Annotated in this window: 20 protein-coding genes; 7 read left to right on the forward strand and 13 right to left on the reverse strand. The window is 71.0% G+C overall.

The window, feature by feature from the left end:
* Window positions 1-128: 128 nt before the first annotated feature.
* Both ABD374_RS19065 and ABD374_RS19070 read left to right on the forward strand, forming a co-directional pair.
* On the forward strand, window positions 129-1,799 hold the full coding sequence (locus tag ABD374_RS19065) for a sodium:solute symporter family protein (RefSeq protein ID WP_344496759.1): 1,671 nt from the start codon (window positions 129-131) through the stop codon (window positions 1,797-1,799).
* 15 nt (window positions 1,800-1,814) lie between these two features.
* The gene (locus ABD374_RS19070) at window positions 1,815-2,129 is read left to right on the forward strand and encodes a hypothetical protein (protein WP_344496760.1); all 315 of its coding nucleotides are present in this window, start codon (window positions 1,815-1,817) and stop codon (window positions 2,127-2,129) included.
* Window positions 2,130-2,171: 42 nt separating this feature from the next.
* Here ABD374_RS19070 and ABD374_RS19075 read toward each other — a convergent pair whose 3' ends face one another.
* The 10 genes from ABD374_RS19075 to rsmI all read right to left on the reverse strand — a co-directional run bounded on the left by ABD374_RS19075 (window position 2,172) and on the right by rsmI (window position 14,812).
* Window positions 2,172-2,873, reverse strand: a complete 702-nt coding sequence (locus ABD374_RS19075) for a helix-turn-helix transcriptional regulator (protein WP_344496761.1) — start codon at window positions 2,871-2,873, stop codon at window positions 2,172-2,174.
* A 236-nt stretch (window positions 2,874-3,109) separates the two neighbouring features.
* A complete protein-coding gene (locus ABD374_RS19080; RefSeq protein WP_344496762.1) occupies window positions 3,110-4,864 on the reverse strand; it encodes an outer membrane protein assembly factor BamB family protein in 1,755 nt (584 codons plus the stop codon).
* A 72-nt stretch (window positions 4,865-4,936) separates the two neighbouring features.
* Entirely contained in the window at window positions 4,937-6,781 is a 1,845-nt protein-coding gene (locus ABD374_RS19085; RefSeq protein WP_344496763.1) for an outer membrane protein assembly factor BamB family protein, read from the reverse strand.
* A 228-nt stretch (window positions 6,782-7,009) separates the two neighbouring features.
* Window positions 7,010-8,812, reverse strand: a complete 1,803-nt coding sequence (locus ABD374_RS19090; protein WP_344496764.1) for an ABC-F family ATP-binding cassette domain-containing protein — start codon at window positions 8,810-8,812, stop codon at window positions 7,010-7,012.
* 89 nt (window positions 8,813-8,901) lie between these two features.
* On the reverse strand, window positions 8,902-9,801 hold the full coding sequence (locus ABD374_RS19095; RefSeq protein WP_344496765.1) for a 4-(cytidine 5'-diphospho)-2-C-methyl-D-erythritol kinase: 900 nt from the start codon (window positions 9,799-9,801) through the stop codon (window positions 8,902-8,904).
* The gene (gene rsmA, locus ABD374_RS19100) at window positions 9,798-10,691 is read right to left on the reverse strand and encodes a 16S rRNA (adenine(1518)-N(6)/adenine(1519)-N(6))-dimethyltransferase RsmA (RefSeq protein ID WP_344496766.1); all 894 of its coding nucleotides are present in this window, start codon (window positions 10,689-10,691) and stop codon (window positions 9,798-9,800) included. The genes ABD374_RS19095 and rsmA overlap by 4 nt, the downstream gene beginning before the upstream one ends.
* Before the next feature lie 249 nt (window positions 10,692-10,940).
* Window positions 10,941-12,287, reverse strand: coding sequence for a resuscitation-promoting factor (locus ABD374_RS19105; protein ID WP_344496767.1), 1,347 nt, complete (start codon window positions 12,285-12,287; stop codon window positions 10,941-10,943).
* 109 nt (window positions 12,288-12,396) lie between these two features.
* A complete protein-coding gene (locus ABD374_RS19110; protein ID WP_344496768.1) occupies window positions 12,397-13,269 on the reverse strand; it encodes a TatD family hydrolase in 873 nt (290 codons plus the stop codon).
* An 86-nt stretch (window positions 13,270-13,355) separates the two neighbouring features.
* Entirely contained in the window at window positions 13,356-13,769 is a 414-nt protein-coding gene (locus ABD374_RS19115; protein ID WP_344496769.1) for a hypothetical protein, read from the reverse strand.
* Window positions 13,770-13,897: 128 nt separating this feature from the next.
* Window positions 13,898-14,812, reverse strand: a complete 915-nt coding sequence (gene rsmI, locus ABD374_RS19120) for a 16S rRNA (cytidine(1402)-2'-O)-methyltransferase (protein WP_344496770.1) — start codon at window positions 14,810-14,812, stop codon at window positions 13,898-13,900.
* A gap of 61 nt (window positions 14,813-14,873) precedes the next feature.
* Here rsmI and ABD374_RS19125 point away from each other — a divergent pair, with 61 nt between their 5' ends.
* The 5 genes from ABD374_RS19125 (at window position 14,874) to ABD374_RS19145 (ending at window position 22,788) form a co-directional block, all read left to right on the forward strand.
* Window positions 14,874-16,604 carry a dolichyl-phosphate-mannose--protein mannosyltransferase gene (locus ABD374_RS19125; protein WP_344496771.1) on the forward strand — a complete coding sequence of 577 codons (1,731 nt, stop codon included), beginning with the start codon at window positions 14,874-14,876 and terminating at the stop codon, window positions 16,602-16,604.
* 701 nt (window positions 16,605-17,305) lie between these two features.
* Window positions 17,306-18,646: an ice-binding family protein gene (locus ABD374_RS19130; RefSeq protein ID WP_344496772.1), complete on the forward strand. Its 1,341-nt coding sequence runs from the start codon at window positions 17,306-17,308 to the stop codon at window positions 18,644-18,646.
* Between the two features lie 116 nt (window positions 18,647-18,762).
* Window positions 18,763-19,488 (forward strand): DUF5819 family protein, encoded by a 726-nt coding sequence (locus ABD374_RS19135; protein WP_344496773.1) that lies wholly within the window; start codon window positions 18,763-18,765, stop codon window positions 19,486-19,488.
* Entirely contained in the window at window positions 19,478-20,593 is a 1,116-nt protein-coding gene (locus ABD374_RS19140) for an HTTM domain-containing protein (protein ID WP_344496774.1), read from the forward strand. The genes ABD374_RS19135 and ABD374_RS19140 overlap by 11 nt, the downstream gene beginning before the upstream one ends.
* Window positions 20,594-21,153: 560 nt before the next feature.
* A complete protein-coding gene (locus ABD374_RS19145) occupies window positions 21,154-22,788 on the forward strand; it encodes a penicillin-binding transpeptidase domain-containing protein (protein ID WP_344496775.1) in 1,635 nt (544 codons plus the stop codon).
* 31 nt (window positions 22,789-22,819) lie between these two features.
* Here ABD374_RS19145 and ABD374_RS19150 read toward each other — a convergent pair whose 3' ends face one another.
* The 3 genes from ABD374_RS19150 to cbiQ form a co-directional block, all read right to left on the reverse strand.
* A complete protein-coding gene (locus tag ABD374_RS19150; protein WP_344496933.1) occupies window positions 22,820-23,977 on the reverse strand; it encodes a serine hydrolase domain-containing protein in 1,158 nt (385 codons plus the stop codon).
* A gap of 91 nt (window positions 23,978-24,068) precedes the next feature.
* A complete protein-coding gene (locus tag ABD374_RS19155) occupies window positions 24,069-24,836 on the reverse strand; it encodes an energy-coupling factor ABC transporter ATP-binding protein (protein ID WP_344496776.1) in 768 nt (255 codons plus the stop codon).
* 5 nt (window positions 24,837-24,841) lie between these two features.
* Entirely contained in the window at window positions 24,842-25,603 is a 762-nt protein-coding gene (cbiQ, locus tag ABD374_RS19160; protein WP_344496777.1) for a cobalt ECF transporter T component CbiQ, read from the reverse strand.

The raw sequence follows: 25,603 nt of genomic DNA on the forward strand, positions 1-25,603 counted from the left end.
CACCGACTCCCACCCGCCCGTTCCATCACGATCGAACAAAGAACACCATCAGAAGTATTCAGTTTCGCCAGCCGGACACGTAGGTTCCGTTCCGATCCGTTCGCTCGACGAAGACGAAGCAGGTCTCCATGCACTACCTGGCCGAAGGGCTACGGCTCCCCACCAACGGGCTCGACTACACGATTCTGGCGATCTACTTCGCCGTGGTCCTCGGCATCGGGTTCGCCGCCCGGGCCAGCGTGAAGACCAGCCTCGACTTCTTCCTCTCGGGCCGGTCACTGCCGGCCTGGGTCACCGGCCTGGCGTTCGTCGCCGCGAATCTCGGCGCGACCGAGATCCTCGGCATGGCCGCCACCGGCGCGCAGTACGGCGTGGCCGTCGTCCACTGGTACTGGGTCGGCGCCATCCCCGCCATGGTCTTCCTCGGCCTGGTGATGATGCCCTTCTACTACGGCTCCAAGGTCCGCTCGGTCCCCGAGTTCCTGCTCCAGCGCTTCGACAGGTCGGCGCACCTGCTGAGCTCGGTCCTCTTCGCCTTCGCCGCCGTCCTCATCGCGGGCGTGAACCTCTACGCCCTGTCGATCGTCGTCGAGGCACTGCTCGGCTGGCCGCAGTGGGTGTCGATCGTCGTGGCCGGCTTCTTCGTGCTCGCGTACATCACGGTCGGCGGCCTCTCCTCGGCGATCTACAACGAGGTGCTCCAGTTCTTCGTGATCCTCGCGGCCCTGATCCCGCTCACCGTCCTCGGCCTGAAGCGGGTCGGCGGCTGGGACGGCCTGACCGGGTCACTGGAGAAGAGCCACGGCGGCGACTTCCTCACCGCCTGGGGCGGTACGGGCATAGGTGACGCCAACCCGCTGGGCGCCAACTGGCTCACGATCATCCTCGGCCTCGGCTTCGTGCTCTCCTTCGGCTACTGGACCACCAACTTCGCCGAGGTCCAGCGCGCCCTGTCCGCGAAGAACCTCTCCGCCGCCAAGCGCACCCCGCTGATCGCCGCCTTCCCCAAGATCTTCATCGTGTTCCTGGTGATGATCCCGGGCCTGGTCGCCGCCGTGCTCGTACCGAAGATCGGCACCGCCGGCTCCGACCTGACGTACAACGACGCGATCCCGCTCCTCATGCAGGAGCTGCTGCCCAACGGTGTGCTGGGGATCGCGGTGACCGGTCTGCTGGCCGCGTTCATGGCGGGCATGGCGGCGAACGTGTCCTCGTTCAACACCGTCTTCACCAGCGACATCTGGGCGAAGTACGTGAAGCCCGGCCGCGACGACGCGTACTACCTGCGCTTCGGCCGGCTGATCACGGCGATCGGCGTCCTGGCCTCCATCGGCACCGCCTTCATCGCCGCCAGCTTCTCCAACATCATGAGTTACCTCCAGACGCTCTTCTCCTTCTTCAACGTCCCGATGTTCGTGGTCTTCATCATCGGCATGTTCTGGAAGCGCGCCTCGATGAAGTCCGGTGTCTGGGGCCTGGTGGCGGGCACCGGCGCCGCGATGGTCAACTACTTCTGGATCTACAAGCAGGGGATCATCGGCATCCCGTCCGACCAGGGCGCCAACTTCGTCTCCGCGATCGTCGGTTTCGTCGCCGGCGCCGTAGTCATGGTCGTCGTCACGCTCTTCACCGCGCCGAAGCCGGAGGCCGAACTGGCGGGCCTGGTGTACGGCACCCGCTCGCCGGGCCTGGAGGAGCCGCCCGCCGAGGGCGACGACGCCTGGTACCGCAAGCCCGCCCTGCTCGGCTGGGGCGCGATCGTCATCGCCGCCCTCTGCTACGTCCCCTACTCCTTCTGATCGGAGGCCAGGAAAATGTCCGACCTGCATCGCGAGGTCTCCGACCTGGAGAGCAAGTCCGCGACCGCGGCACGCCTCTTCGACATCCGGCGCATCATCGGCGGCCTGTTCGCCGTCTACGGCGTGATCGTCACGATCGCCGGGATCACCGCGTCCGACGCGGACCTGAGGAAGGCGCAGGGCATCAACATCAACCTGTGGACGGGGCTGGCCATGCTGGCGCTCGGCCTCTTCTTCCTCGTCTGGCTCAAGCTGCGCCCGATCGTCCCGCCGCCGGCCGAACCCGCGCAGTCCGCCGAATCCACCGCGCCCACCGGGACCGCCGGGTGATCCACGCGTAGTCCGTACGACTCACCCGGGCGGGGCCGGACTTCACACGAGGGAGTCCGGCCCCGCCCGCGCGGCGTCCGCCGCCGCCCGGTCCAGCAGCCCCGTCCGTGCCGCCAGGGCCGCAGCCTCCAGCCGCGAGCCGACGCCGAGCTTCATCAGGACCCGCTGGACGTGCGTACGGGCGGTGCTCGGCGCGATGCCCATGCCGGCCGCGATCAGCCGGGTGTTCTCGCCGTCCGCCACCCGCACCAGGACCTCGGCCTCGCGCGGCGTCAGCATCCGGAGCAGCCGCCGGCCCTCGTCGTCGGGCTGCGCCGCCGGGTTGAGCAGCTCGGCGAAGGCGCCCTGGAGCAGCTGCGGCGCCACCGCCGCCTCCCCCGTCCGCGCCTTCACCATGGCGCGCTCGACGCCTTCGATGCGCTCGTCGTGGCGTACGTAACCGGATGCCCCGGCGGCGAAGGCCGCGGCGATGCCGCGCGGGCTGGGCACCGGGCCGAGGACGAGGACGGCCACCTGCGGCCGTTCGCGCTTGATGTGGACGATCGGGTCGAAGACCCCCGGTCCGGCGGGGGCCGCCGTACCGAACAGGCACACTTCGGGCGCCCTGCTGACGACCAGTTCCGCCGCCGCCCCGGACGTCGGAGCGGTCGCCGCCAGCACCCGGTGCCCGCGCAGTTTGAGTGCCGAGGCGAGCGCCTCGGCGAGCAGTCGGTGGTCGTCGACCACCATGAGCCGCACGCCCATCGACAAATCCCCCCACACCCCTGCCCCTGAAACTGGCCCCCCGGCCTCCTGACCCGGCAAGCTACACGCTTGTTCGACGTTGCGCGCCCCTTACCGGTAAGAAGCCCCCCGGATTGCCGAATTCCTCGCGATTCAGGACTACTTGCCGGTCGGCGTGTGACAAGGGACGGCCCCGGCAGTGGCGACGAACCACTGCCGGGGCCGTTGCGACCTGTCCGTCGAGCGCGCCGGGCGCGTCAGCCGGTGCCGAAGCCGACCGCCAGGTAGCGCTTGAACCCGTCGCGCTGCTGGCTCATGAGGCGCGCCCCCATGAACAGCCGGCCGTCGGCGTAGCGGTAGTGCGCGGAGTCCACCCCGAAGCTGGTCACCACATCGCGGACCGCGTCACCGACCGGGATCTCCAGCAGCAGCGTCTCCTTCATGGAGCCGCCGTCGAGGCTCACGACCTGGCCGCCCTTGTCGTAGGGCGGCGACTTGTACGCGATGATGTTGCCGCCGTCCATGCGGATCGGGTGCAGCGCGTAGCGCTCGCCCGCGTCGGCCCGGTCGCTGGTGGGCTTGCCGGTCGCGAGGTCGAAGGAGACGATCTCGTTGGTACGGACGCCCACCCCACTGCCCTCGTGCTCCTCGGTCGGCACGTAGACCCTGCCGTTGCCGACGACGACCTTGGTGCACCCCTCGGTGTCCCGGCACCTCGGCGCGTACTTCTGGGCGTCGACCGCGATCCTGGCACGCAGCTTGCCGGTCTTCTCGTCGATCGAGAAGAAGTCGGTGACACCACTGCCGTCGCCCGCCGTGTCACCGACGTCGGCGGCGGCGACCAGCGGCTTGGTGGAGACGATGCTCGCCCGGTCCACGCCGCTGGGCATCTTGTACGTGGCGAGCGGCGTGCCGTCCTTCGGGTTCAGGTACTGGACGGAGAGCTGGGGAGCGCTGAACGAACCGCAGCTGCGCACCGTGGCGAGCGCCTCGCCGCCCGCGTACCCGACGTCGCGGCACTGTTCGGCGTTGTCGTCCGGCTGCCAGCGGAGCTTGCCGGTGGCGACGTCGAAGGCGGCGCCGCCGCCGGTACCGCCGGCGCCGACCGCGTCGCCACCGACCGTGACCTCGCTGAAGGTGATCTTCTGGTCACCCGCCTTGACCGACTTCTGCCACACCAGTTCGCCCTCGGCGAGGTCGATCACCCCGACCTCGGTGCAGGGCGAGTACGTCTTGCCCGCCGGCATCGGCCCCGCGAAGAGGATCGCGGTCCTGTCGTCCTCGGTGACGTGGGGCGACGCCGCGCAGACCTCGCCGGGGAGCGGGATCGTCCACAGCTCCGTGCCCTTGTCGAGGTCGTGGGCCACGACCTCGTTGAGGCCGCTCTTGACGTACGCGTCGTCGGTGATCCAGGAGCCGTTGACACCGGCGACCGACTCCTTCACCTCCGGGGCGGGCAGCCGGAAGAGGAGCCGGGCGTCGGTGTCGGCCGGCTTCTCCTCCTTGCCGGCGCCGTCGGGCGCGGGCTTGCCGTCGCCGCCGCCTCCGCCGGACGCGCCCGCGGAGGAGTTCCGGGCCGGGTCGTCCTTGCCGCCCTCGTCGCTGCCGGACGCGTACCAGACGCCGAAGCCGACGATCAGCGCCACCGCGACGACCGCCGCGACGACGATCGTCGTCGTGGTGCTGATCTTCTTGCCGCCGCCCGGGCCCTGCGGGGGCGGGCCCTGGGGATAGCCGTACGGCGGCTGCTGCTGCCCGTAGGGCGGCTGCTGGCCGTACGGGCCGGGCTGACCCGGCTGACCCGGGTAGCCGTACCCGGGCTGCTGGCCGGGCTGGGCCGGGTAGCCGTACCCGGGCTGGGGCTGGGCGGGCGGTCCCGGCGGCGTCTGCGGATAGCCGTACCCGGGCTGCGCCGGGGCGCCGAAGCCCTCCGGGGGCGGCGGGGTCGGGGCTCCGAACCCGCCCTGCGGGGGCTCGTTGGGCGGCGGGGGCGGGGGCGGTGGCTGCGTCATGGCGTACGTACCTCTGGAGAAGGGGGGGTTGAAGACGTCGGGAACGTGGACCCGGAACTCAGTCACGTGCCGTCACTTGCCGAAGACCATGATGGTCTTCTGCTCCTTCTCCTCCTTGTCGTTGCCGGCGCTGACGCGGGAGTTGACGATGTAGAGCTGACCGCCTTCGTAGGCGACCTCCGGAGCGAAGAAGGCGTTCTCGATCGAGGCCGTCGACCTCGGGTTCTGGAGCACCACCTTCGGCTTGCCGCCCGACGCCGGGACGGTCGCGACCGCGCCGCCCCTGTCGTACGAACCGTCGATGTGGACCACGAGGTCACCGCCCTCCACCCGCAGCGGCGTCATCGTGCGGTCGGCGCCCGGGGAGGAACGCCACTTGGGCTTGCCGGTGTCGAGGCTGAACGCGACGACCTCGTTGGTGCGGTTGAGGCCGCTCGTCTTGTCCGCGGTCACCATGTAGAAGGTCTCCTCGTCCGCGGCGACGCCGGTGCAGCCTTCGAGGTTCTTGCCGAAGACGACGAACGTGCCGCCGCACCGCGGCTGGAACTTGTCCTTGCCGCCGTCGATCTCCGAACGCAGCTTGCCGCTGTCCGTCAGGGAGATGACGCTCCAGCTCTTCTTCTCGCGGTGCGTCGCGGACACGACGAGCGGGGAGACGGAGTAGACCCGGTCGACCTCCCAGCCCGGGGCCAGCGGGTACGACCACTTCACCTTGCCGGTGGCGGAGTCGTGCTCCTGGATGCGCTGGTGGTTCTTGGCGGCCTCACCGGTGGAGCAGGCCGCGGCGGCGATCAGCTTGGCGCTGCTGGTGAAGGCGTACGGCTGGCACTCACCGGGCAGCTTGCCCCAGAGCTTCTTGCCGTCCGTCATGCTGAAGGCGGTGGAGTGGCCGGTGCGGCCGGCGGTGACGGTGTCGCCGCTGATCGCGATCGTGATGTCGGAGAGCATGTCGAACGCCCCCTCCTTCTTGACCTCGGCCGTCCAGCCCGCCTTGCCGGTCTCGAGGTCGACCATCTGGAGCTTGCTGCACTTGGCCCGCTCGGTGGTGTCGCTCTTGACACCGAAGACGATCTTGCCGTCGTCGGCGGTCCTGCTGGGCGCCGCGCAGAGCTGCGTGGAGAGCGGAAGGCTCCACTTCTCCTTGCCGTCGCTGGTGTTGTAGGCCGCGACCTTCTTGTACATGGCCTTGACGACGAGGCCGTTGTCGGTGAACCACGGGCCGAACACGTCCGCGCCGTTGCGCGGCAGGTCCACGTCGTTCTTCTGGAGCCACATGACCTTGGCCTCGCCCGACTGGCGCCCGCCGTTGAGGTCGTCGTCGGCGTCGCGGCCGCCGGCGGAGCCGCCGTCGGCGGAGCCGGTGTCCCCGGAGGGCGGGCCGCCCGTCCCGGCGTCCTTGCTCCCGCCCGCGACGGGCTTCTTCCTGCCGCCGCCGTCACCACTGGTGGCGAGGTAGACGCCACCGCCGACGACGAGGACCGCGGCGAGGGCCGCGCCGATGATGACCGCGGGCTTGCCCTTGAAGGGGCCGCCGCTCCCGCCGTTGCCCGGGGCGGGTGCGCCGGGGTAGCCGCCGTAGGGACCCGGCTGCTGCTGGCCGTACGGTCCGGGCTGCGGCTGCCCGTACGGTCCGGCGGGCTGCGGCTGGCCGTACGGTCCGGGCTGCTGGCCGTACGGTCCCGGCTGGCCGGGCTGCTGGCCCGGGTAGCCGTACCCCGGCTGCGGGGCCTGCTGCGGCGGGGCCTGCGGATAGCCGTACCCGGGCTGGGCCGGGGGCTGCTGCGGCGGGGCGCCCGGCGGACCGGGCGGTACCGGGGGCGCCTGCGGCGGCTGGGCCGGGGGCTGGGGCGGCTGCTGCCGGGGGTCCTGGGGGGCTCCGAAGCCGCCCTGCGGCGGCTGGTTGGGCGGCTGAGACATCAGCGCTTACCTCTTCACACGAGACCGCCGCCCGTTCGGCCTCCCCCGCAATTCCGGCGGCGTAATCCCTCCGGAACGGAGCGAATCGGACTTGAGCCCCGCAGATCTACGTCAGTCGAGCGGGGCTTCTTTGTATCACCCGAACCCCTCCCGACGGGGGTCCGGTCCGCCCCTGTTCCCAAGGGAGGACCGGCCCGTGACGCGCTCGTTATCCGGCCCCCCCAGGTACTACGCGTCCTCCGCGAGTTCCATCCACCGCATCTCCAGCTCGTCGCGCGCGGTGACGAGCTCCCGCAGTTCGGCGTCGAACAGGGCGACCTTCTCGAAGTCGGTGGCGTTGTCCGCGATTTGGGCGTGCAGCTTCGTCTCCTTGTCGGAGAGCTTGCCGAGCTGCCGCTCGATCTTCTGCATCTCCTTCTGGGCCGCGCGGGCGTCGCCGGACGCCTTCTTCTTGACGGGCGCGGCGGCGGCAGCGGGCGCCGGGCCCGCGGCCTCGATCATCTGCCGCCTGCGCTCCAGGTACTCGTCGAGGCCGCGCGGCAGGTTCCGCAGCGTCCGGTCGCCCAGCAGCGCGTACACCTTGTCCGTGGTCCGCTCGATGAAGAAACGGTCGTGGGAGATGACGATCATCGATCCGGGCCAGCCGTCGAGCAGGTCCTCGAGCTGCGTGAGCGTCTCGATGTCGAGGTCGTTGGTCGGCTCGTCGAGAAACAGCACGTTCGGCTCGTCCATCAGCAGCCGCAGGATCTGCAGCCGCCGCCGCTCACCACCGGACAGGTCGCCGACCGGAGTCCACTGCTTCTCCTTGGTGAACCCGAACTGCTCGCACAGCTGCCCCGCCGTCATCTCGCGGCCCTTGCCCAGGTCCACCCGGTCGCGTACGCGCTGGACGGCCTCCAGGACCCGCAGGCCGGGGTCGAGCTCGCCGACCTCCTGGGAGAGGTACGCGAGCTTCACGGTCCTGCCCACGACGACCTTGCCCTCGGCGGGCTGGGCGTCGCCCTGCGTGCGCGCGGCCTCGGCCAGCACCCGCAGCAGTGACGTCTTGCCCGCGCCGTTCACGCCGACGAGGCCGACGCGGTCGCCGGGACCGAGCTGCCACGTCAGGTGCTCGAGCAGCGTCTTGGGCCCGGCCTGGACGGTGACGTCCTCGAGGTCGAAGACGGTCTTGCCGAGCCGCGAGTTGGCGAACTTCATCAGTTCGGAGGTGTCGCGCGGCGGCGGCACGTCGGCGATCAGCTCGTTGGCCGCCTCGACGCGGAAGCGCGGCTTCGACGTACGGGCGGGGGCGCCGCGGCGCAGCCACGCCAGCTCCTTGCGGACCAGGTTCTGGCGCTTGGTCTCCTCGGTCGCCGCGATGCGCTCGCGCTCGGCGCGCGCGAAGACGTAGTCGGAGTAACCGCCCTCGTACTCGTGGACGGCGCCGCGCTGCACGTCCCACATGCGGGTGCAGACCTGGTCGAGGAACCAGCGGTCGTGGGTCACGCAGACGAGCGCGGAGCGGCGGGCCTGGAGGTGCTTGGCGAGCCAGGCGATGCCCTCGACGTCGAGGTGGTTGGTCGGCTCGTCGAGGACCAGCAGGTCCTGCTCGTCGATGAGCAGCTTGGCGAGGGCGATGCGCCGGCGCTCACCGCCGGAGAGCGGACCGATGACCGTCTCCAGCCCGTGCTCGAAGCCCGGCAGGCTCAGCCCGCCGAAGAGACCGGTCAGTACGTCGCGGATCTTGGCGTTGCCCGCCCACTCGTGGTCGGCGAGGTCGCCGATGATCTCGTGGCGGACGGTCGCGGCGGGGTCGAGCGAATCGTGCTGCGTGAGGACGCCCAGACGCAGGCCGCCGCTGTGCGTGATGCGGCCGGCGTCGGCCTCCTCCAGCTTGGCCAGCATGCGGATGAGGGTCGTCTTGCCGTCGCCGTTGCGGCCGACGACACCGATCCGGTCGCCCTCCGAGACGCCGAGGGACACGCCGTCGAGCAGGGCACGGGTGCCGTAGACCTTGCTGACGGCCTCGACATTGACAAGGTTGACGGCCACGGGTGCGCACTCCAGGGACGGGAAAGGGACAGACGCTCAAGCGTAGTCGCCCCCGCCGCCTCGCCGACGACTGCCCGGTCGCGGGCTGCTCAGGCGCCGGTCACCGTCGCGCCCGGCGCCGGGGACCGGGCCACCCGTGCCGTGCGGCAGGTGCCCGAGGCGGTGAGGGCCGCGGCCACCGACTCCGCCGACTCCGCGTCCTTCGTCAGGAACGCCGTCGTCGGCCCCGAGCCCGAGACCAGGGCCGCCAGGGCGCCCGCCTCCGTGCCCGCGGCCAGGGTGGCGGCGAGGGAGGGGCGCAGGGACAGGGCGGCGGGCTGGAGGTCGTTCACCAGGGCGCCCGCCAGGGCCGTCGCGTCGCCCGTGCGCAGGGCGTCCAGGAGCGCCGGGGACGCCACCGGGGGCGGGACTTCCGTGCCCGCCGTCAGGCGGTCGAACTCGCCGTACACCGCCGGGGTCGACAGCCCGCCGTCCGCCACCGCGAACACCCAGTGGAAAGCACCGCCGACGTCGAGGGGGGACAGGTTCTCGCCCCGTCCCGTCCCCAGCGCCGCCCCGCCCACCAGGCTGAACGGCACATCACTCCCCAGCTCCGCGCAGATGTCCAGCAATTCGGGCAGGGAGGACCCCGTACCCCACAGCCTGTCGCACGCCAGCAGCGCGCCCGCGCCGTCCGCGCTGCCCCCCGCCATGCCGCCCGCGACGGGGATGTCCTTGTCGATGTGAATGTGCACGTCGGGCGAGAGGCGATGCCGCGCGGCCAGCGCGATCGCCGCCCGCGCGGCCAGGTTCGTGCGGTCCAGGGGGACCTGGTCCGCGTCCGGCCCCGAGCAGGTGACGCGCAGCGAGTCGGACGGGGTGACCGTGACCTCGTCGTACAGCCCGACCGCCAGGAAGACGTTCGCGAGGTCGTGGAAGCCGTCGGGGCGCGCCCCGCCCACCGCCAGCTGGACGTTGACCTTCGCGGGTACCCGGACCGTGACCGTCATGCCGCCGCTCCCTTGTGCTCCGCGATACGGGCGAACTCCTCCACCGTCAGCGACTCGCCCCGGGCCTGCGGCGAGACCCCGGCCGCGACCAGCGCCGCCTCCGCCGCCGGAGCCGATCCCGCCCAGCCCGCAAGCGCGGCCCGCAGCGTCTTGCGGCGCTGCGCGAAGGCCGCGTCGACCACGGCGAAGACCTCCGCCCTCGAAGCCGAGGTCCTGACCGGCTCGTTTCTCCGCACGAGCGACACCAGCCCGGAGTCCACGTTCGGGGCGGGCCAGAAGACGTTCCGCCCGATCGACCCGGCCCGCTTGACGTCGGCGTACCAGCAGGCCTTCACCGACGGAACGCCGTACACCTTGTTGCCCGGCCGGGCCGCGAGCCGGTCCGCGACCTCCGCCTGGACCATGACCAGCGTCCGCTCGATGCTCGGGAAGCGCTCCAGCATGGTGAGCAGCACGGGGACCGCGACGTTGTACGGGAGATTCGCGACCAGCGCCGTGGGAGCGGGCCCCGGCAACTCCGTCACCTGCATGGCGTCGGAGTGCACCAGGGCGAACCGCTCGGCCCGCTCCGGCATCCGCGCCGCGATCGTCGCCGGCAGCGCGGAGGCGAGCACGTCGTCGATCTCCACGGCGACCACCCGCTCCGCGGCCTCCAGCAGCGCGAGAGTCAGTGAGCCGAGACCGGGACCGACCTCGACCACCACGTCGTCGCCCCGCACACCGGCCGTCCGCACGATCCGGCGGACGGTATTGGCATCGATGACGAAGTTCTGGCCGCGCTGCTTGGTCGGGCGTACGCCGAGCGACGCCGCCAGTTCCCGGATGTCGGCGGGGCCCAGCAGGTCGTGCAGGGGCTCGGGAGGCGTCTCAGAAGGCTCAGTGCTGCTCACCGCTCAAGCGTAAAGGCCCCCGGCACCCGCCTTGCCCCGCGTGGTCCGCCCCCGCGGCGCTGCGCACACCGGGGTGCCGGGAGGGGACGCGCCGGGGCGCTCCCCGCAGGGCGTCGAACACGACTCTGCGCGTCGCGGACAACCGTCCCGAACCTTCGACGCCCGGGGAGACGCCCCGGCGCGGCACCGGCCCCGGAGCCCCCGCGAAGAACGGCGGCCGCACCGCCCCACGACGGCACCGCCCCCGCCTCAGCCCCGCAGCCTGCCCCCGCAGTGCGGCCAAGGACTGGCCCCCCGCTGCACGTACAGCTTCTTCGCCCGGAACGTCTGCTCGCCCGCGCTCGCGTCCTGCGGCCGCCCGCGGCCGCCCAGTGCCTGCCAGGTCTGCGTGTCGAACTGGTAGAGGCCGCCGTAATGGCCCGTGGAGTCCACCGCGCCGGGCCGGCCCCCGGACTCGCAGCGGGCGAGCCCGTCCCAGTCCAGCCCGTCGGCCCCGGACACGGAGGCGGGCCGCTCCCTGGTGCCGACCTTCACGCGCCGGGTGACCGGCTCCCGCGCGATCTCCTCGGCGATCCTTCGCGGTTTCTGCCGGACCCCGTTGACGATCCGGACGGAGTACGTGATCTTCCTGGAGCCGTACTGCCCGGCCTGCACGACGGCTTCGGTGCCCTTGAAGAGCGACGGGTCGGCCGTCCTCTCGACGGCGAACGGAATGATCTCCTCGCGCACTTCCTTCGTCCCTCTGATCCGCATCACGGTGACCGTCTGCCCGTCGCGCGGGAAGCTGTCGGGCGGCACGGAGGTGGTGTCCTGGCCGCGCAGGGTGATGCCGGCCTCCTCGACCGCCTCCCGCACGGTCGCGGCGTTCGTGCGGACGGTGCGCTCGCGCCCGTCCGCCATGAACGTCACGGCCCGCTCGGTGCGTACGTCCAGTGCGAGGCCGGCCCGTCCGATCTCCAGGGAGCGCGAGGCGGAGAGGTACGCCCCCTCCGCGCGCACCCCGAGCTGGCGCAGTGCGCCCCCGACCGTACGGGCGGTGGTCCACACCCGGCGCCGCTGCCCGTCCAGGGTCAGGACCACGGGGCGGCCGTACCGGACCACCACCTCGTCTCCGCTCGCCAGTGCCGCGCCGGGCGCGGGCGCGACGAGGTCGTGCGCCCCCACCTCGACGCCCTGCTCCTCCAGCAGCTCGGTGACGTCGTCGGCGAAGGTGTGCATCGTGCGGGGCACGCCGTCGACGCTCAGCCTCACCGCCTTGTCGTGGGCGACGAACGCCGAGGTGCCGCCGGCCAGGAACGCGACGACCAGCGCCTGCGGCACGAGACGGCGCAGCGCCTCCGGGCGCTCGGCGCCCTTGCGGCGCCTGGCGGCGCGCCGGGCCTCCGCCCTGCCGCCCCCGGCGCCGGGCACGCCGGGCACCTCGGGCCCCGCCGACGGGGCCGGTGGAGCCGACGGGGCGGACGCGCCGGGGCTCTGGCGCGGCAGCCGCACCACCCGGAGCCCGTACGACGGCACCTCCGGCGGCGGCCCGCCGTACTCCGCCGTACGGCGGCCGCTGTCGCGCACCGCCCGGTGACTGCCCTGCGAATTGCCCACGACGCTCCAGAAGTCCGGTCCGCCCCGATGACGCTGCGGGCCGGGACACTAGCGGAGCCGCGGTCACTCTCCAAGGCAATCCGACCACGGAGCGTCGTGGCTGCTACCGTCAGTAGTCGAACGCGCGGGCCGTGTTCGCGGCGAGCGCCGCGGCCAGCACGTCCTCCTCGACCCCCTTGACCGCCGCCATGGCGCGCACGGTGACCGGAATGAGGTACGGGGCGTTGGGCCGTCCGCGGTAGGGCGCGGGGGTCAGGAACGGCGCGTCCGTCTCGACGAGCACCAGTTCCAGCGGCGCGACGGCGAGCGCGTCCCGCAGGGGCTGGGCGTTCTTGAAGGTCATGTTCCCCGCGAAGGACATGAAGTAGCCCTTGCGGGCGCAGACTTCGGCCATCGCGGCGTCGCCGGAGTAGCAGTGGAAGACGGTCCGCTCGGGGGCGCCCTCCTCCTCCAGGACGCGCAGCACGTCCTCGTGCGCCTCGCGGTCGTGGATGACGAGCGCCTTGCCGCGCCGTTTGGCGATCTCGATGTGGGCGCGGAAGGACCGCTCCTGGGCGGCCATGCCCTCGGGGCCCGTACGGAAGTAGTCGAGACCGGTCTCGCCGACGCCCCGTACGTACGGCAGGGCCGCCAGCCGGTCGATCTCGGTGAGCGCGTCGTCGAGCGCCTCGTCCCCGCCCGCGGTCCGCGCGCCCTGCCGCGACCGGCCTCCCCCAGGGTCCCCCAGGACGATGCGGGGGGCTTCGTTGGGGTGCAGGGCCACGGCGGCGTGGACGTTCTCGTGCGCCGCCGCGGTCTCGGCCGCCCAGCGCGAGCCCTTCACGTCGCAGCCCACCTGGACGACGGTCGTGACACCGACCGAGGCGGCCTTCTCCAGTGCCTCCTCGACCGTGCCGTCCTGCATGTCCAGGTGGGTGTGCGAATCGGCGACCTCTCCCCGGAGGGGCTCGGGCAGCGGCGGAAGTGCGTCCTTGGGGCTCATGGTCACGATCGTACGAAAACCACGCGCCGTGCCCGTGGCGCGGCGGCCCGGTCCGGCGGCCCGGTGCGGCGGCCGCCCGCTTCCGGCTACTTCCGGTGGTGGAACGGGTGCAGCAGATCCGACAGCTGCCGGTGGCGCTTCACCCGTACCGGACCCGGGGCGTCGTCGCGGTCCGGTGCCGGCCCCGGCATTCCCACCACCGGACCGCCCATGGGGGCGCCCACCACGGCGGCCCGCAGCATTTCCCTGATCGAGGAGACCTGACCGGCCTTCATGATGCGCACGACGTGTCCGCCGCAGTTCAGGCAGGTGGGACGGGAAAGCGGCGAAGGAACTCGCTCGCCGTCAGCCGTGTAGGTCACGAATGCGTGGCCCGTGCCGTCGACGTGGTGATGTATTTCGAACGACTGCTCCCACCCGTGGCCGCACCTCATGCAGGCGAAGGCGTAGGCCTCGTGAACGACGGTTCCTGCGCCGGCGGGGTCTGCGATCTCGCTCATGCCAGCTCCTTTCCACTGGTCCAGTGGACGCCTGTTTCGGCGGGAGCGCATCGGGGCCTGTCGAATGATGGAGCGGACTTGGCCTTTCCATGGGAAAAGGCCCGGTGCGCGGTCTGCGCTTCAACTGTTCACGATAGTCCTTTGCCGTCCGCGGAGCCCGTCCGTGCCGCGTTCTTTGCCGCGACGACGGCATCGAACACCTCGCGTTTGGGCAGGCCCGCCTCGGCGGCGACCGCCGCGATCGCCTCCTTGCGCCGCTCCCCCGCCTCCTCGCGCACCCGCACCCTGCGCACCAGTTCCGCCGGGTCCAGATCCTGCGGTCCGGCGTCGGGGGCACCTTCCACCACGACGGTGATCTCCCCCCGCACCCCTTCGGCCGCCCATGCGGCGAGCGTCTTCAGCGGGCCGCGCTTCACTTCCTCGTACGTCTTGGTCAGCTCGCGGCACACGGCGGCCCTGCGCTCGGCGCCGAAGACCTCGGCCATCGCGGCGAGGGTGTCGTCGAGGCGGTGCGGCGCCTCGAAGAACACCATCGTGCGCTTCTCCTCCGCCACCTCCCGCAGCCTGCCGAGGCGCTCGCCCGCCTTGCGCGGCAGGAAGCCCTCGAAGCAGAAGCGGTCGACGGGCAGGCCGGACAGGGCCAGGGCGGTCAGTACGGCCGACGGGCCCGGCACGGCCGTGACCTCGATGTCCTTCTCGACGGCCGCGGCGACCAGCCGGTAGCCGGGGTCGGAGACCGACGGCATGCCCGCGTCGGTGACCAGCAGGACCCGCTTGCCGTCCTCCAGCGCCTCGACGAGTTCGGGCGTACGGGCGGACTCGTTGCCCTCGAAGTACGACACGACACGCCCCGTCGTCTGCACGCCGAGCGCCTGCGTCAGGCGGCGCAGCCGGCGGGTGTCCTCGGCGGCCACGACGTCGGCCGTCGCCAGTTCGGCGGCGAGGCGGGGCGGCGCGTCGGCCACGTCGCCGATGGGAGTCCCCGCGAGGACGAGCGTTCCGGTCGTTCGAGTCGTTCCAGTCGTTCCAGTCGTTCCAGTCACAGGGACCATCCTCCCAGGGCGCACGGACGACGCGCACAGATGTGTTCCCTACGATGGCGCGGTGACCAGTACCGCGTCAGAAGCCCAGCAGGGCCGGGCCCCCGGGGAACAGCCGCCTCCATGGCAGCAGCGGCTGCGCCGATTCGGCTACGCACCCGGCCCCGGCCGCCACGTCGGGCTGCGGATGCGGCTCGTGCCGCCGTACAGCAGGCCCGGCCCCCAGGTCTGGCGGGTGCTCGGGGTGCCGCCCGTACTCGCGGGACACCTGGTGCGGTGGGCCGCGTGGGGCGGGCCGATGCTGGTCGCGCTCGTCGCCGGGCTGCTGCGGTTCTGGCACCTGGGCAGCCCCGAGGCGGTGATATTCGACGAGACGTACTACGCCAAGGACGCCTGGGCGCTCATCCACCAGGGGTACGAGGGCCAGTGGCCCAAGGACGTCGACAAGAAGATCCTCGCCGACCCGTCGGCGGTCCCGGTCCCGGACGATCCCGGCTACGTGGTGCATCCGCCGGTCGGCAAGTGGATCATCGGGATCGGTGAGCAGCTCTTCGGGTTCACGCCCTTCGGCTGGCGCTTCATGGTGTGCGTACTCGGAACCCTCTCGGTCCTGATGCTCTGCCGGATCGGGCGCCGCCTCTTCCGCTCGACGTTCCTGGGGTGTCTGGCGGGCGCGCTGCTCGCCGTCGACGGCCTGCACTTCGTGATGAGCCGCACGGCACTGCTCGACCAGGTGCTGATGTTCTTCGTGCTGGCCGCGTTCGGCTGCCTGCTGGTCGACCGCGACCGGTCCCGGCGCCGGCTCGCGGCGGCGCTGCCGTACGACGCCGAGGAGGGCGTGCTGCGCCCGGACGCCGGTGTCGCCCAGGGGCTGCGGCTCGGGTGGCGGCCGTGGCGGATCGCGGCCGGCGTGTGCCTGGGGCTGGCCTTCGGCACCAAGTGGAACGGCCTGTACATCCTGGCGGCGTTCGGCCTGATGACGGTGGTGTGGGACGTGGGCGCGCGCCGGACGGCGGGCGCGCTGCGGCCGTACGCGGCGGTCTTGAGACGGGACGTCGCGCCCGCCTTCGTGGCGACGGTCGTGGTCACCTTCGTGACGTACCTCGTCTCCTGGACGGGCTGGATCGCCACCAGGGGGGGCTACTACCGGAACTGGGCCCAGGGCGACGGCAGGGGCGGCGACTGGACCTGGCTGCCCGACTGGCTGCGCAGCCTGTGGCACTACGAGACCGAGGTCTACAGCTTCCACATCAGCCTGACATCGGGTCACACCTACCAGTCGAACCCCTGGAGCTGGATCGTCCTGGGCCGCCCCGTCTCGTACTTCTACGAGTCGCCGAAGCCCGGCAAGGAGGGCTGCCCGGCGACCGAGACCGGCGACTGCGCCCAGGAGGTGCTGGCGCTCGGCACTCCGCTGCTGTGGTGGGCCGCGGGTTTCGCGGTGCTGTACGTGCTGTGGCGGTGGGCCTTCCGGCGCGACTGGCGCGCGGGCGCGATCGCGTGCGGCATCGCGGCGGGCTGGGTGCCCTGGTTCTTCTACCAGGAGCGCACGATCTTCCTCTTCTACGCCGTCGTCTTCGTGCCGTTCCTGTGCCTGGCGGTGGCGATGATGATCGGCGCGATGCTGGGGCCACCGGGCTCGGACGAGCGGCGGCGGACGGTGGGGGCGATCGGCGCGGGGGTGCTCGTGCTCCTCATCATCTGGAACTTCATCTACTTCTGGCCCCTCTACACCGGCCAGACTCTCCCGATAGGGGAGTGGCGCAACCGCATCTGGCTCGACACCTGGGTGTAGCAGCGACCACGACGGGCCCGGCACCTGGTGGTGCCGGGCCCGTCGTGGTCGTGAGTGGTGGCCGCTGGTCATCTCGCGGGACGTTCGGGGCTTTCGGCTGCTCACGGAGTCTGCGCAGGTCACTGCCGAGGGTGCCGGCCCGACGGTGTTACTGCGGGATGTCAGTCACACCCTGGGCTCCAGCACGGTTCCCCCGCAAGTCCATCGAGTACCAGATATCACCTGAGTTCCTGCACTCTCTCCCCGGACAATTCGCGGCCGGCTGCCCGCGGCTCGATTCGCGTCGGCCGAGCGCCCACCAGCGAGGCACATCCGACTCATGATTCAAATGATCCGAGCCGGACAGCCAACGTGAACGGAACGCCAATATCGCCACGCCCAACTGCGTCAGGTTCATGAGATCACCTGGTTGGCAGCACTTCTCCAACCATGACCGGGTCGGCCTTATAAACAGATAGGCACCATTCCCTCATCCGGGGTAATAGCACCCCGCCCACCGGGGGCCATGCCGGAGAGAGGCGATACGACTTTACATATTTTCACCACACTTCGCGCTGTTGAATCCGCAACCATTCCCTTTCCGCCCTTACTTATCTCTGAGACGTGCATTTTCCTGCGTAATATGCAGCGACGTAAACACGGCTTTCCGGGCGATCGGTAGGGCCCGGTACGCCACTGCCCCCACAGGAAATGGCCTTTCGATGAAGCGGAAGATCCCTCAAGCGGCTCAGCGCCGCACCTTGTCCGGCTGGCTGGTGCCAGCTCTCGCCGCAACGGTCGCCGCTGCAATGGTTGCCGTTACGCCGACACAGGCGTTGGCCATCGCGACACCCGTACCTCTGGGCACAGCCGCCAGTTTCTCCGTTCTGGCAGGTTCGGAGGTCACCAACACCGGACCCACCGTGATCGACCACGACCTTGGGGTGCATCCGGGCACATCCATCAGCGGTTTTCCGCCCGGTGAGGTGGGCGGCGCCGTGCATTCTGCGGACGCTGTCGCACAACGGGCCAAGTCCGATCTGGTCCAGGCGTACAACAACGCGGCCAGCCAGGCCACGGACTTCGCGCTTCCGGCAGAGATCGGCAATGGCGAGACGCTGCTTCCGGGCGTCCACACCGCTGTATCCGGTGTCGGACTCACCGGCGACCTGACCCTGAACGCCGGAGGAGACCCCAACGCCGTCTGGGTTTTCCAGATTCCGGAAGCCCTGACGACAGCATCCTCCAGCCGGGTGCTCCTCACGAACGGTGCTTCGGCATGCAACGTGTACTGGCAGATCGGAAGTTCGGCCGTACTCGGTACCGACTCCACCTTCGTCGGAACGATCATGGCCCTGACATCCATCAGCGTGACCACGAGGGCCAGCATTGAGGGCCGTGCACTGGCCCGCAACGGCGCCGTGACGCTCGACACGAACAGGATCTTCCTCGGCGGGTGTGCGACCACCACCGGTGGAACGACCAATGGAACCACGAACGGCACGACCAACGGGACGACCAACGGGACCACGAACGGCACGACCAACGGCACGACCAACGGGACCACGAACGGCACGACCAACGGGACCACCATGGGTCTGATCGGTGGAGGGGTTCTGGGTGGGCCCATCGTCAGCATCGTGGGTGGAAGCACCTCGGGGAACACCGCGGGCAACACCGCCGGGAACACGCGGGGGAACACCGCGGGCAACACCGCCGGGAACACCACCGGCGGGAAGACGCAGGGCAACACCGCCGGAAACACCACCAGCGGGAACACGCAGGGCAACACCGCCGGAAACACCACCGGCGGGCACGGCGACAAGCCCGGTAGGCCCGGCCACGGCCACCACGACAAGCCCGGCGGACCCGACCACGGCCACCACCACAAGCCCGGCGGACCCGACCACGGCCACCACCACAAGCCCGGCGGACCCGACCACGGCCACCACCACAAGCCCGGCGGACCCGACCACGGCCACCACCACAAGCCCGGTCACGGCGAAGAGGACGACGTCCACAGCTACGGCTACGGCGACAAGCCGGTAAGCCACCGGGGCTAGGCACCACACTTCAGTAAGCCCGCTCATCACATGACGGCGCATGGCGGAATCCTCATCGAATCCGCCATGCGCCCTCGGTGACAGTGAGAAGAAAACGTCAGGCGCGATCAACTGAAATGAGAAAGACAGGGTGGGCGGTGTCTCGCGGGATCAAATCAGCGGACGCGAAGGAACTCCAGCGGTCCGATTCCGGACCGGCCCCGCAGGAATGTCATGACGAGGCGGTCGTCTCCGGCATGCGGCAGCGGGGCGCCCGTGCACTGAAGGCAGGACTGCGCACCGTCGTGGTTCTGTGTCTGGTCACGACTCTCGTCCATGTCGTTCTCGTGTTTCTTCATGTGGCGCCCGCCAACACCGTCTCAAAGAGATACAGCCCGACGGTCAACGCATGGGTGTACCCCTACTTCGAACAGAACTGGCGCCTTTTCGCCCCGGATCCCGACTCTGTCAACCGGCAGATCCTGGCGAGAACCGCACACACAGGATCCGACGGATCGGTCAAAGTGAGCGCCTGGTTCGACCTGACTGCCGTGGACAATTCCGCAGTCGAGCACAATCCGTTCCCGAGCCACACGGCGCAGAACCTACTGCGCCGCGCCTGGACCACCTACACCGAAACGCACGGAGGAGACGACAAGTCACGCACGGAACGCGCCCTGATGATCCAGAAGTATCTGAGAAACATCGCCGCGGACCGCTTCGATTCCCACAACAGCGGCCCATTCGACTTCATTCAGCTCCGTGTCGTCACACACCCCATCCCCGCACCCGGCAGCAGCCCGCGGACGCCCGCCGAGGTCCGGCTTCTGCCTTGGTGGAAGGTGACCACCCATGAGAAATAAAGAGACCGTGTCCGCCGGCGCTGCGCAGTGGGCCGTCGACCGGATCCGCACCCTGCGGCACCTTGTGACCGACCGACCGGTGTCCCTGTACGCCGCGTCGGTGCTGCGCATCGGCTACGGACTGCTCTACTTGATCTTTCTCTTGCGCGAGTTCCCGCACCGCCACGAGATCTGGGGCCCCAGCTCCCCGTGGACACCCACGCTGGCGCGACAGCTCTTCGACCAGACGGGGTGGAACAGCATCCTGACCCTGTCCGACAGCCACGCCTACTTCGAGTTCTGCTACGCGACGTCCCTCGTCACGTCCACGCTGTTCATGCTGGGCTGGCGCACCCGCGTCATGTCCGTCCTCTTCGCCGTCGTGGTGATCTCATTCCATGCGAGAGCGATCTTCATGACGGACGGGGGCGACAACCTGATCCTTCTGATGGCGGTCTACCTCGTCCTCACCGCGTGCGGCCGGCGCTGGTCCCTCGACGCACGCAGAGGCCGGATCAGAGCGGCTCGTACGGGCGAGACACCGGAACCGGTGCGGAGCTTCTCCGCCCAGCAACTCCGCGACGCCCGCATCACCCTGACCACCGTGGTGCACAACTGCGGCATCTTCGTCATCGCGGCACAAGTCTGTTTCCTCTACGGCTCAACCGGTCTGTATAAGGTCCAGGGTGCTACCTGGGGCGATGGCACCGCTCTCCACTACGCTCTGAACCTCGAACCCTTCCAGCCCTGGCCCGCACTCTCCCACCTCGTGGACGAGTACCCGGTCCTCGTCGCGGTCGCCTGCTACATGACGGTGCTCTTGCAGGTCGCCTTCCCGTTCGTGCTCTTCGGCAGGCTCAAGTACCCCGTCCTCGCCCTGCTGCTGGGCCTGCACATCGGCATTGCAGTGCTCATGGGGTTGCCTCTCTTCTCCGGTGTCATGATCGTCGCGGACGCCGTGTTCCTGCCAGACCGCTTCTACCGGTCCCTGGGACGGCTGTGGCGGCACACCACCCCACGCATCGGTGCCGGGAGCCGTGGCGCCTCGCACGGGCCGGAATCCCCGCTCGTACCAGCACAGCCGGGACCAGTGTTGACGACAACCCCGAGTTCCACCGTGCAGTGACCGGACCTCTGCCGGTTGCAGCATCCCCGCCCGGCCCGTCGGTTGCGTCCATGAGCCTCAGGACGCGCCCTGCGCCTCTCCCGATCGCCCGGGGACCCGCACATGGGTTACGGCGACTTCCTGGCTCAGATCCGTGACGGTGACGGTGACGGTGACGGTGGTGGATATGCGCACCGGAGAGAAGCGAAGCAGGTACTCGTGTCGGTAAATGTGACCTGCTCGACCGGCGTGGGCAGCGCACGTGGCGGCGTCCCTGGACCTCAGCCCGCCGATCAGTCCACCTTGTCCTGCACCTGAGCCAGTCAGAGCCCTCAGCTGGCATCCTGGCCAGCTTCTGGCCGATCTACACCGGCCGGACCCTCCCGACAGGGGAGTGGCGCAACCGCATCCGGCTCGACACCTGGAGGCGAGTGCGGGCGCCCCCCTCCCCGGCCGTCCGGGCCGTTCGTCCCGGTCCTGTAACGGTCGCCCCCGGTGTCACCGGGGTCCCGTACAGTGCGGTACAGCACTTCTTGAACACGTTCAGTTCAGGGGGACTCCTGGGGAGGGGACGGCACAGCATGCGTGGTGGGGCGAAGGTCGCCATAGTCGGCGGGGTGTTCCTGGTCGCGGCCGGGGGCGTGGGCTACGGCGCCTACTCCGTGGTGAGCGGCGAGACCGGCGGCGGCCCGGACCTCACGAGCGCCTCGGCGCCGGAGAGGACCGGGCCGCCGGGCGCGGACGAGGTCGAGCGGACCACGAAGGACTTCCTCGCCGCCTGGGCGAAGGGCGACGCCCGCGCGGCCGGTGAGCTGACGAACGACGCCGCCGCCGCGCAGCCCGCGCTGTCCGCCTACCGCGACGAGGCGCACATCAGCGAGGTGAAACTGACGCCGGGCACGGCGGCCGGCGCGACGGTGCCGTTCACCGCCGACGCCACGGTGACGTACAAGGGGAAGAGCAAGGCCTTCTCGTACGCGTCGGAGCTGACCGTCGTACGCGGGAAGACCTCGGGCAAGGCCCTGGTCGACTGGGAGACCTCCGTCCTCCACCCCGACCTGAGGGACGGCGAGACGCTGCGGGCGGGCGAGTCCTCGGCCCCGCCCATCCGGGCGGTCGACCGCGACGGCACCGAGCTGACGAAGGAGAAGTACCCGTCGCTCGGTCCGGTCCTGGACGCGCTGCGCGAGAAGTACGGCGAGCAGGCGGGCGGCACTCCGGGCATCGAGCTGGCCGTCGAGAGCTCGGGCAGCGCGTCGCCCGCCCGGACCGTGCTCACCCTCACCAGGGGCAAGCCCGGCGAGCTGCCCACGACGCTGGACGCGCAGGTGCAGGCGGCGGCCGAGACGGCGGTGAAGCAGCACAGCGAGGCGTCGGTCGCGGCGGTCAAGCCCAGCACGGGCGAGATCCTGGCGATCGCCAACCACCGCGCCGACGGCTTCAACGCCGCGGTCCAGGGCGGACAGGCGCCGGGCTCGACCATGAAGATCGTGACAGCGGCGATGCTGCTGGAGAAGGGCCTGGTGGGGGCGGACCGCAAGGTGGAGTGCCCGCAGACCGTGCTGTACCAGGGCCGGAGCTTCCACAACCTGGACGACTTCGCGATACCCGACTCCACCTTCGCCACCAGCTTCGCCCGCTCCTGCAACACCGCTTTCATCAAGCTGATCGACGACACCAAGGACGACGCGGCGCTGCCCAGGACGGCGCGCGAGGTCTTCGGCCTCGGCCTCGACAACTGGCAGACCGGGATCACCACCACCGACGGCACGGTGCCCGAGGTCACCGGCGGCGAGGCCGCGGCGCAGTACATCGGACAGGGCGCGATCAAGATGAACGCCCTCAACATGGCGTCGGTCACCGCCACCGCCAAGGCCGGCACGTTCAAGCAGCCGGTCATCGTCCCGCAGTCGCTCGACGGCCGGCAGCTGGCGACCGCGACCCGTTCCCTGTCGCCCTCCGTGCACAGCCAGCTGCTCGGCATGATGCGGCAGACGGCGACGGCGTCCTGGGGCACGGCCACGGAGGCGATGGCCCCGGTCGGCGGCGACAAGGGCGCCAAGACCGGTTCGGCGGAGGTCGACGGGCAGGGCGAGGCCAACAGCTGGTTCGCCGGTTTCAGCGACGACGTGGCGGCGGCGGCGTCCGTCGAGTCGGGCGGCCACGGCGGCGACGCGGCGGGCCCGCTGGTGGCGGCCGTGCTGCGGGCGGGCTGACGGCCGGCTGGCGGAGCTCCGCACCGGCCGGTCACACGGCGGACCGCACCGCCCTGATCAGAGCCTGCGCGCGCGGGTCGGAAGTGACCCCCTTCTGGTGGCCGTTGGTCACGTATCCGAAGGCGATCCCGGACTCCGGATCGGCGAATCCGAGTGAGCCGCCCCGCCCCGGGTGCCCGAACGAGCCGGGGGCGAGGAGCGGCGCGCCGGAGCCGTGCAGCATGAAGCCCAGCCCGAAGCGGGTGTTGACGATCAGGACCCGGTCCGGGCCGGCCGATTCCTCGGTGCGCGCGAGCGTGAGCGTCGCCGGGGCGAACAGGCGGTGCCCGTCGACCGGCCCGATCATCGCGGCGTAACACCGTGCCAGCGCCCGCGCGGTGGATATCCCGCCCGCGCCGGGGAGTTCGGCCGCCCGGAACGCCGGGTCGTTCAGGTCCGCGCGCGGGTCGATCGCGTCGAACGCTCGCCGGGTGAGCGACGCGGGGTCCGCGTACGCCTCGGTCACGCTCCGCCTGGGCCGCATCCGCAGCGCCCCGCCGTCCACGGGCGGCGCCTCGACCGGACCGGCCCGGCCCACCCGGTGCGCCTCTTCCGCCGGCAGCCCGACCCAGAAGTCGAGCCCCAGCGGGCGGGCGATCTCCTCGGCGATCCAGCGTCCGACGGTCCGCCCCGTCACCCGCTTCACCAGTTCGCCGATCAGCCAGCTGTACGTCTGCGCGTGGTAGCCGTGGTCGGTCCCGGGCTCCCAGGCGGGCGACTGGGCTGCGACGGCGCGCGGCCCGGAGACGCCGTCGATCGCCTCGGCGGGCGTCAGCGGGCGGTCGAGCGCGGGTACGCCCGCCCGGTGGGACAGCAGGTGCCGTACGAGGACCCGTTCCTTGCCGTTGGCCTTGAACTCCGGCCAGTACGTGGCGACCGGCGCGTCCAGGTCGATCTGTCCGCGCTGGTGCAGCAGCAGCGGCACGGCGGCGGCCACGCCCTTGGTCGCGGACCGTACGACCTGGGCGGTGTCCACGGCCCACGGCTCGGCGCCGTCCACGTCGCGCGTCCCCGCCCACAGGTCGACGACCTTGCGGCCGTCCCGGTAGACGGCGACGGCGGCTCCTCGCTCGCCCCGTTGCCCGAAGTTGCGCACGAACGCGTCCCTGACCGGTTCGAATCCGGCCGCCACCGTGCCCCGTGCATCCACTGCTGCGCTCGCACTCATGCCCACCATGGTGCAACGGCCCTGCCGGGCGGGGCGGCGGGGGGTCTCGGTGCCGCCGCGCGGGGCGTGGTCCCTAGGTCTCCACCCGCACCGAACCCGGGTCGAACCCGAACGGCAGCTCCAGCCGGTGCGCCCGCATCACCGCGTCGTCCGACAGCAGCTCCTGCGTCCGCCCGTCCGCCACGATCACGCCGCCGCTGAGGATCACCGAGCGCGGGCACAGCTCCAGGGCGTACGGCAGGTCGTGCGTGACCATCAGCACCGTGATGTCCAGTCCCCGCAGGATGTCCGCCAGTTCGCGCCGCGAGGCCGGGTCCAGGTTGGACGACGGCTCGTCCAGCACCAGGATCTCCGGCTCCATCGCCAGTACGGTCGCGACAGCCACCCGGCGCCGCTGTCCGAACGACAGGTGGTGCGGCGGCCGCTCGGCGTACTCCGCCATGCCGACCCGTTCCAGCGCCCCCTTCACGCACGCCTCCAGCTCCGCGCCGCGCATGCCGGCCGCCGCCGGGCCGAAGGCCACGTCCTCGCGGACGGTCGGCATGAAGAGCTGGTCGTCGGGGTCCTGGAAGACGATGCCGACCCGGCGCCGGATCTCGGCGAGGTGCCGCTTGCCGACCGGCAGCCCGGCCACCGTCACCGACCCCGCGCCGGCCGTGAGGATGCCGTTGAGGTGCAGTACGAGCGTGGTCTTGCCCGCGCCGTTGGGTCCGAGCAGCGCGACGCGCTCGCCGCGCGCGACGGACAGGTCGACGCCGAAGAGGGCCTGGTGGCCGTCGGGGTAGGCGTAGGCGAGGCCGCTGACCTCGAGGGACATCGTCGTATCGGTCACAGGGTCCATCCCGGTCACAGGGTCCGTCCCAGCAGACAGACCGCCAGCGCGGACACCGGGAGCGCGGCCGCGTACGACCACTGCGTCCGCGTCGCGGTCACCTCGTCGATCACCGGCATGGTGCCCGTGTACCCCCTGCTGACCATGGCCAGATGCACGCGTTCGCCCCTCTCGTACGAGCGGATGAAGAGCGCACCCGCCGTCTTGCCCAGGACGCCCCAGTGCCGCACGCCCCGCGCCTCGAACCCGCGCGAGCGCCGCGCGATCGACATCCGCCGCATCTCGTCCGTGATCACGTCGCCGTAGCGGATCATGAACGACGCGATCTGGACGAGCATCGGCGGCAGCTTCAGCCGCTGGAGTCCGAGCAGCAGGGAGCGCAGCTCGGTGGTGGAGGCGAGCAGCACGGAGGCGGCGACTCCGAGCGTTCCCTTGGCGAGGACGTTCCAGGCGCCCCACAGGCCCGAGACGCTCAGCGACATGCCGAGCACCTCCACCCGCTCCCCCTCGGCCACGAAGGGCATCAGGACGGCGAAGGCGACGAAGGGCACTTCGATGAGCAGCCGCGTGAGCAGGTAGCCGGCCGGGACGCGGGCGGCGTACGCGACCGCGCCGAGCAGCGCGGCGTACCCGCCGAACGCCCACATCGCCTCGCGCGGTGTGGACACGACGACGAGCACGAAGCAGAAGACGGCCACGAGCTTGCAGTGCGGCGGCAGCGCGTGCACCGCGCTGTGTCCGTGCCGGTAGAGCTTGTGGGCGTGGCCCGCGCCCAT

Source organism: Streptomyces enissocaesilis, assembly GCF_039533765.1.
In the GTDB taxonomy this organism is placed as follows: Bacteria; Actinomycetota; Actinomycetes; order Streptomycetales; family Streptomycetaceae; genus Streptomyces; species Streptomyces enissocaesilis.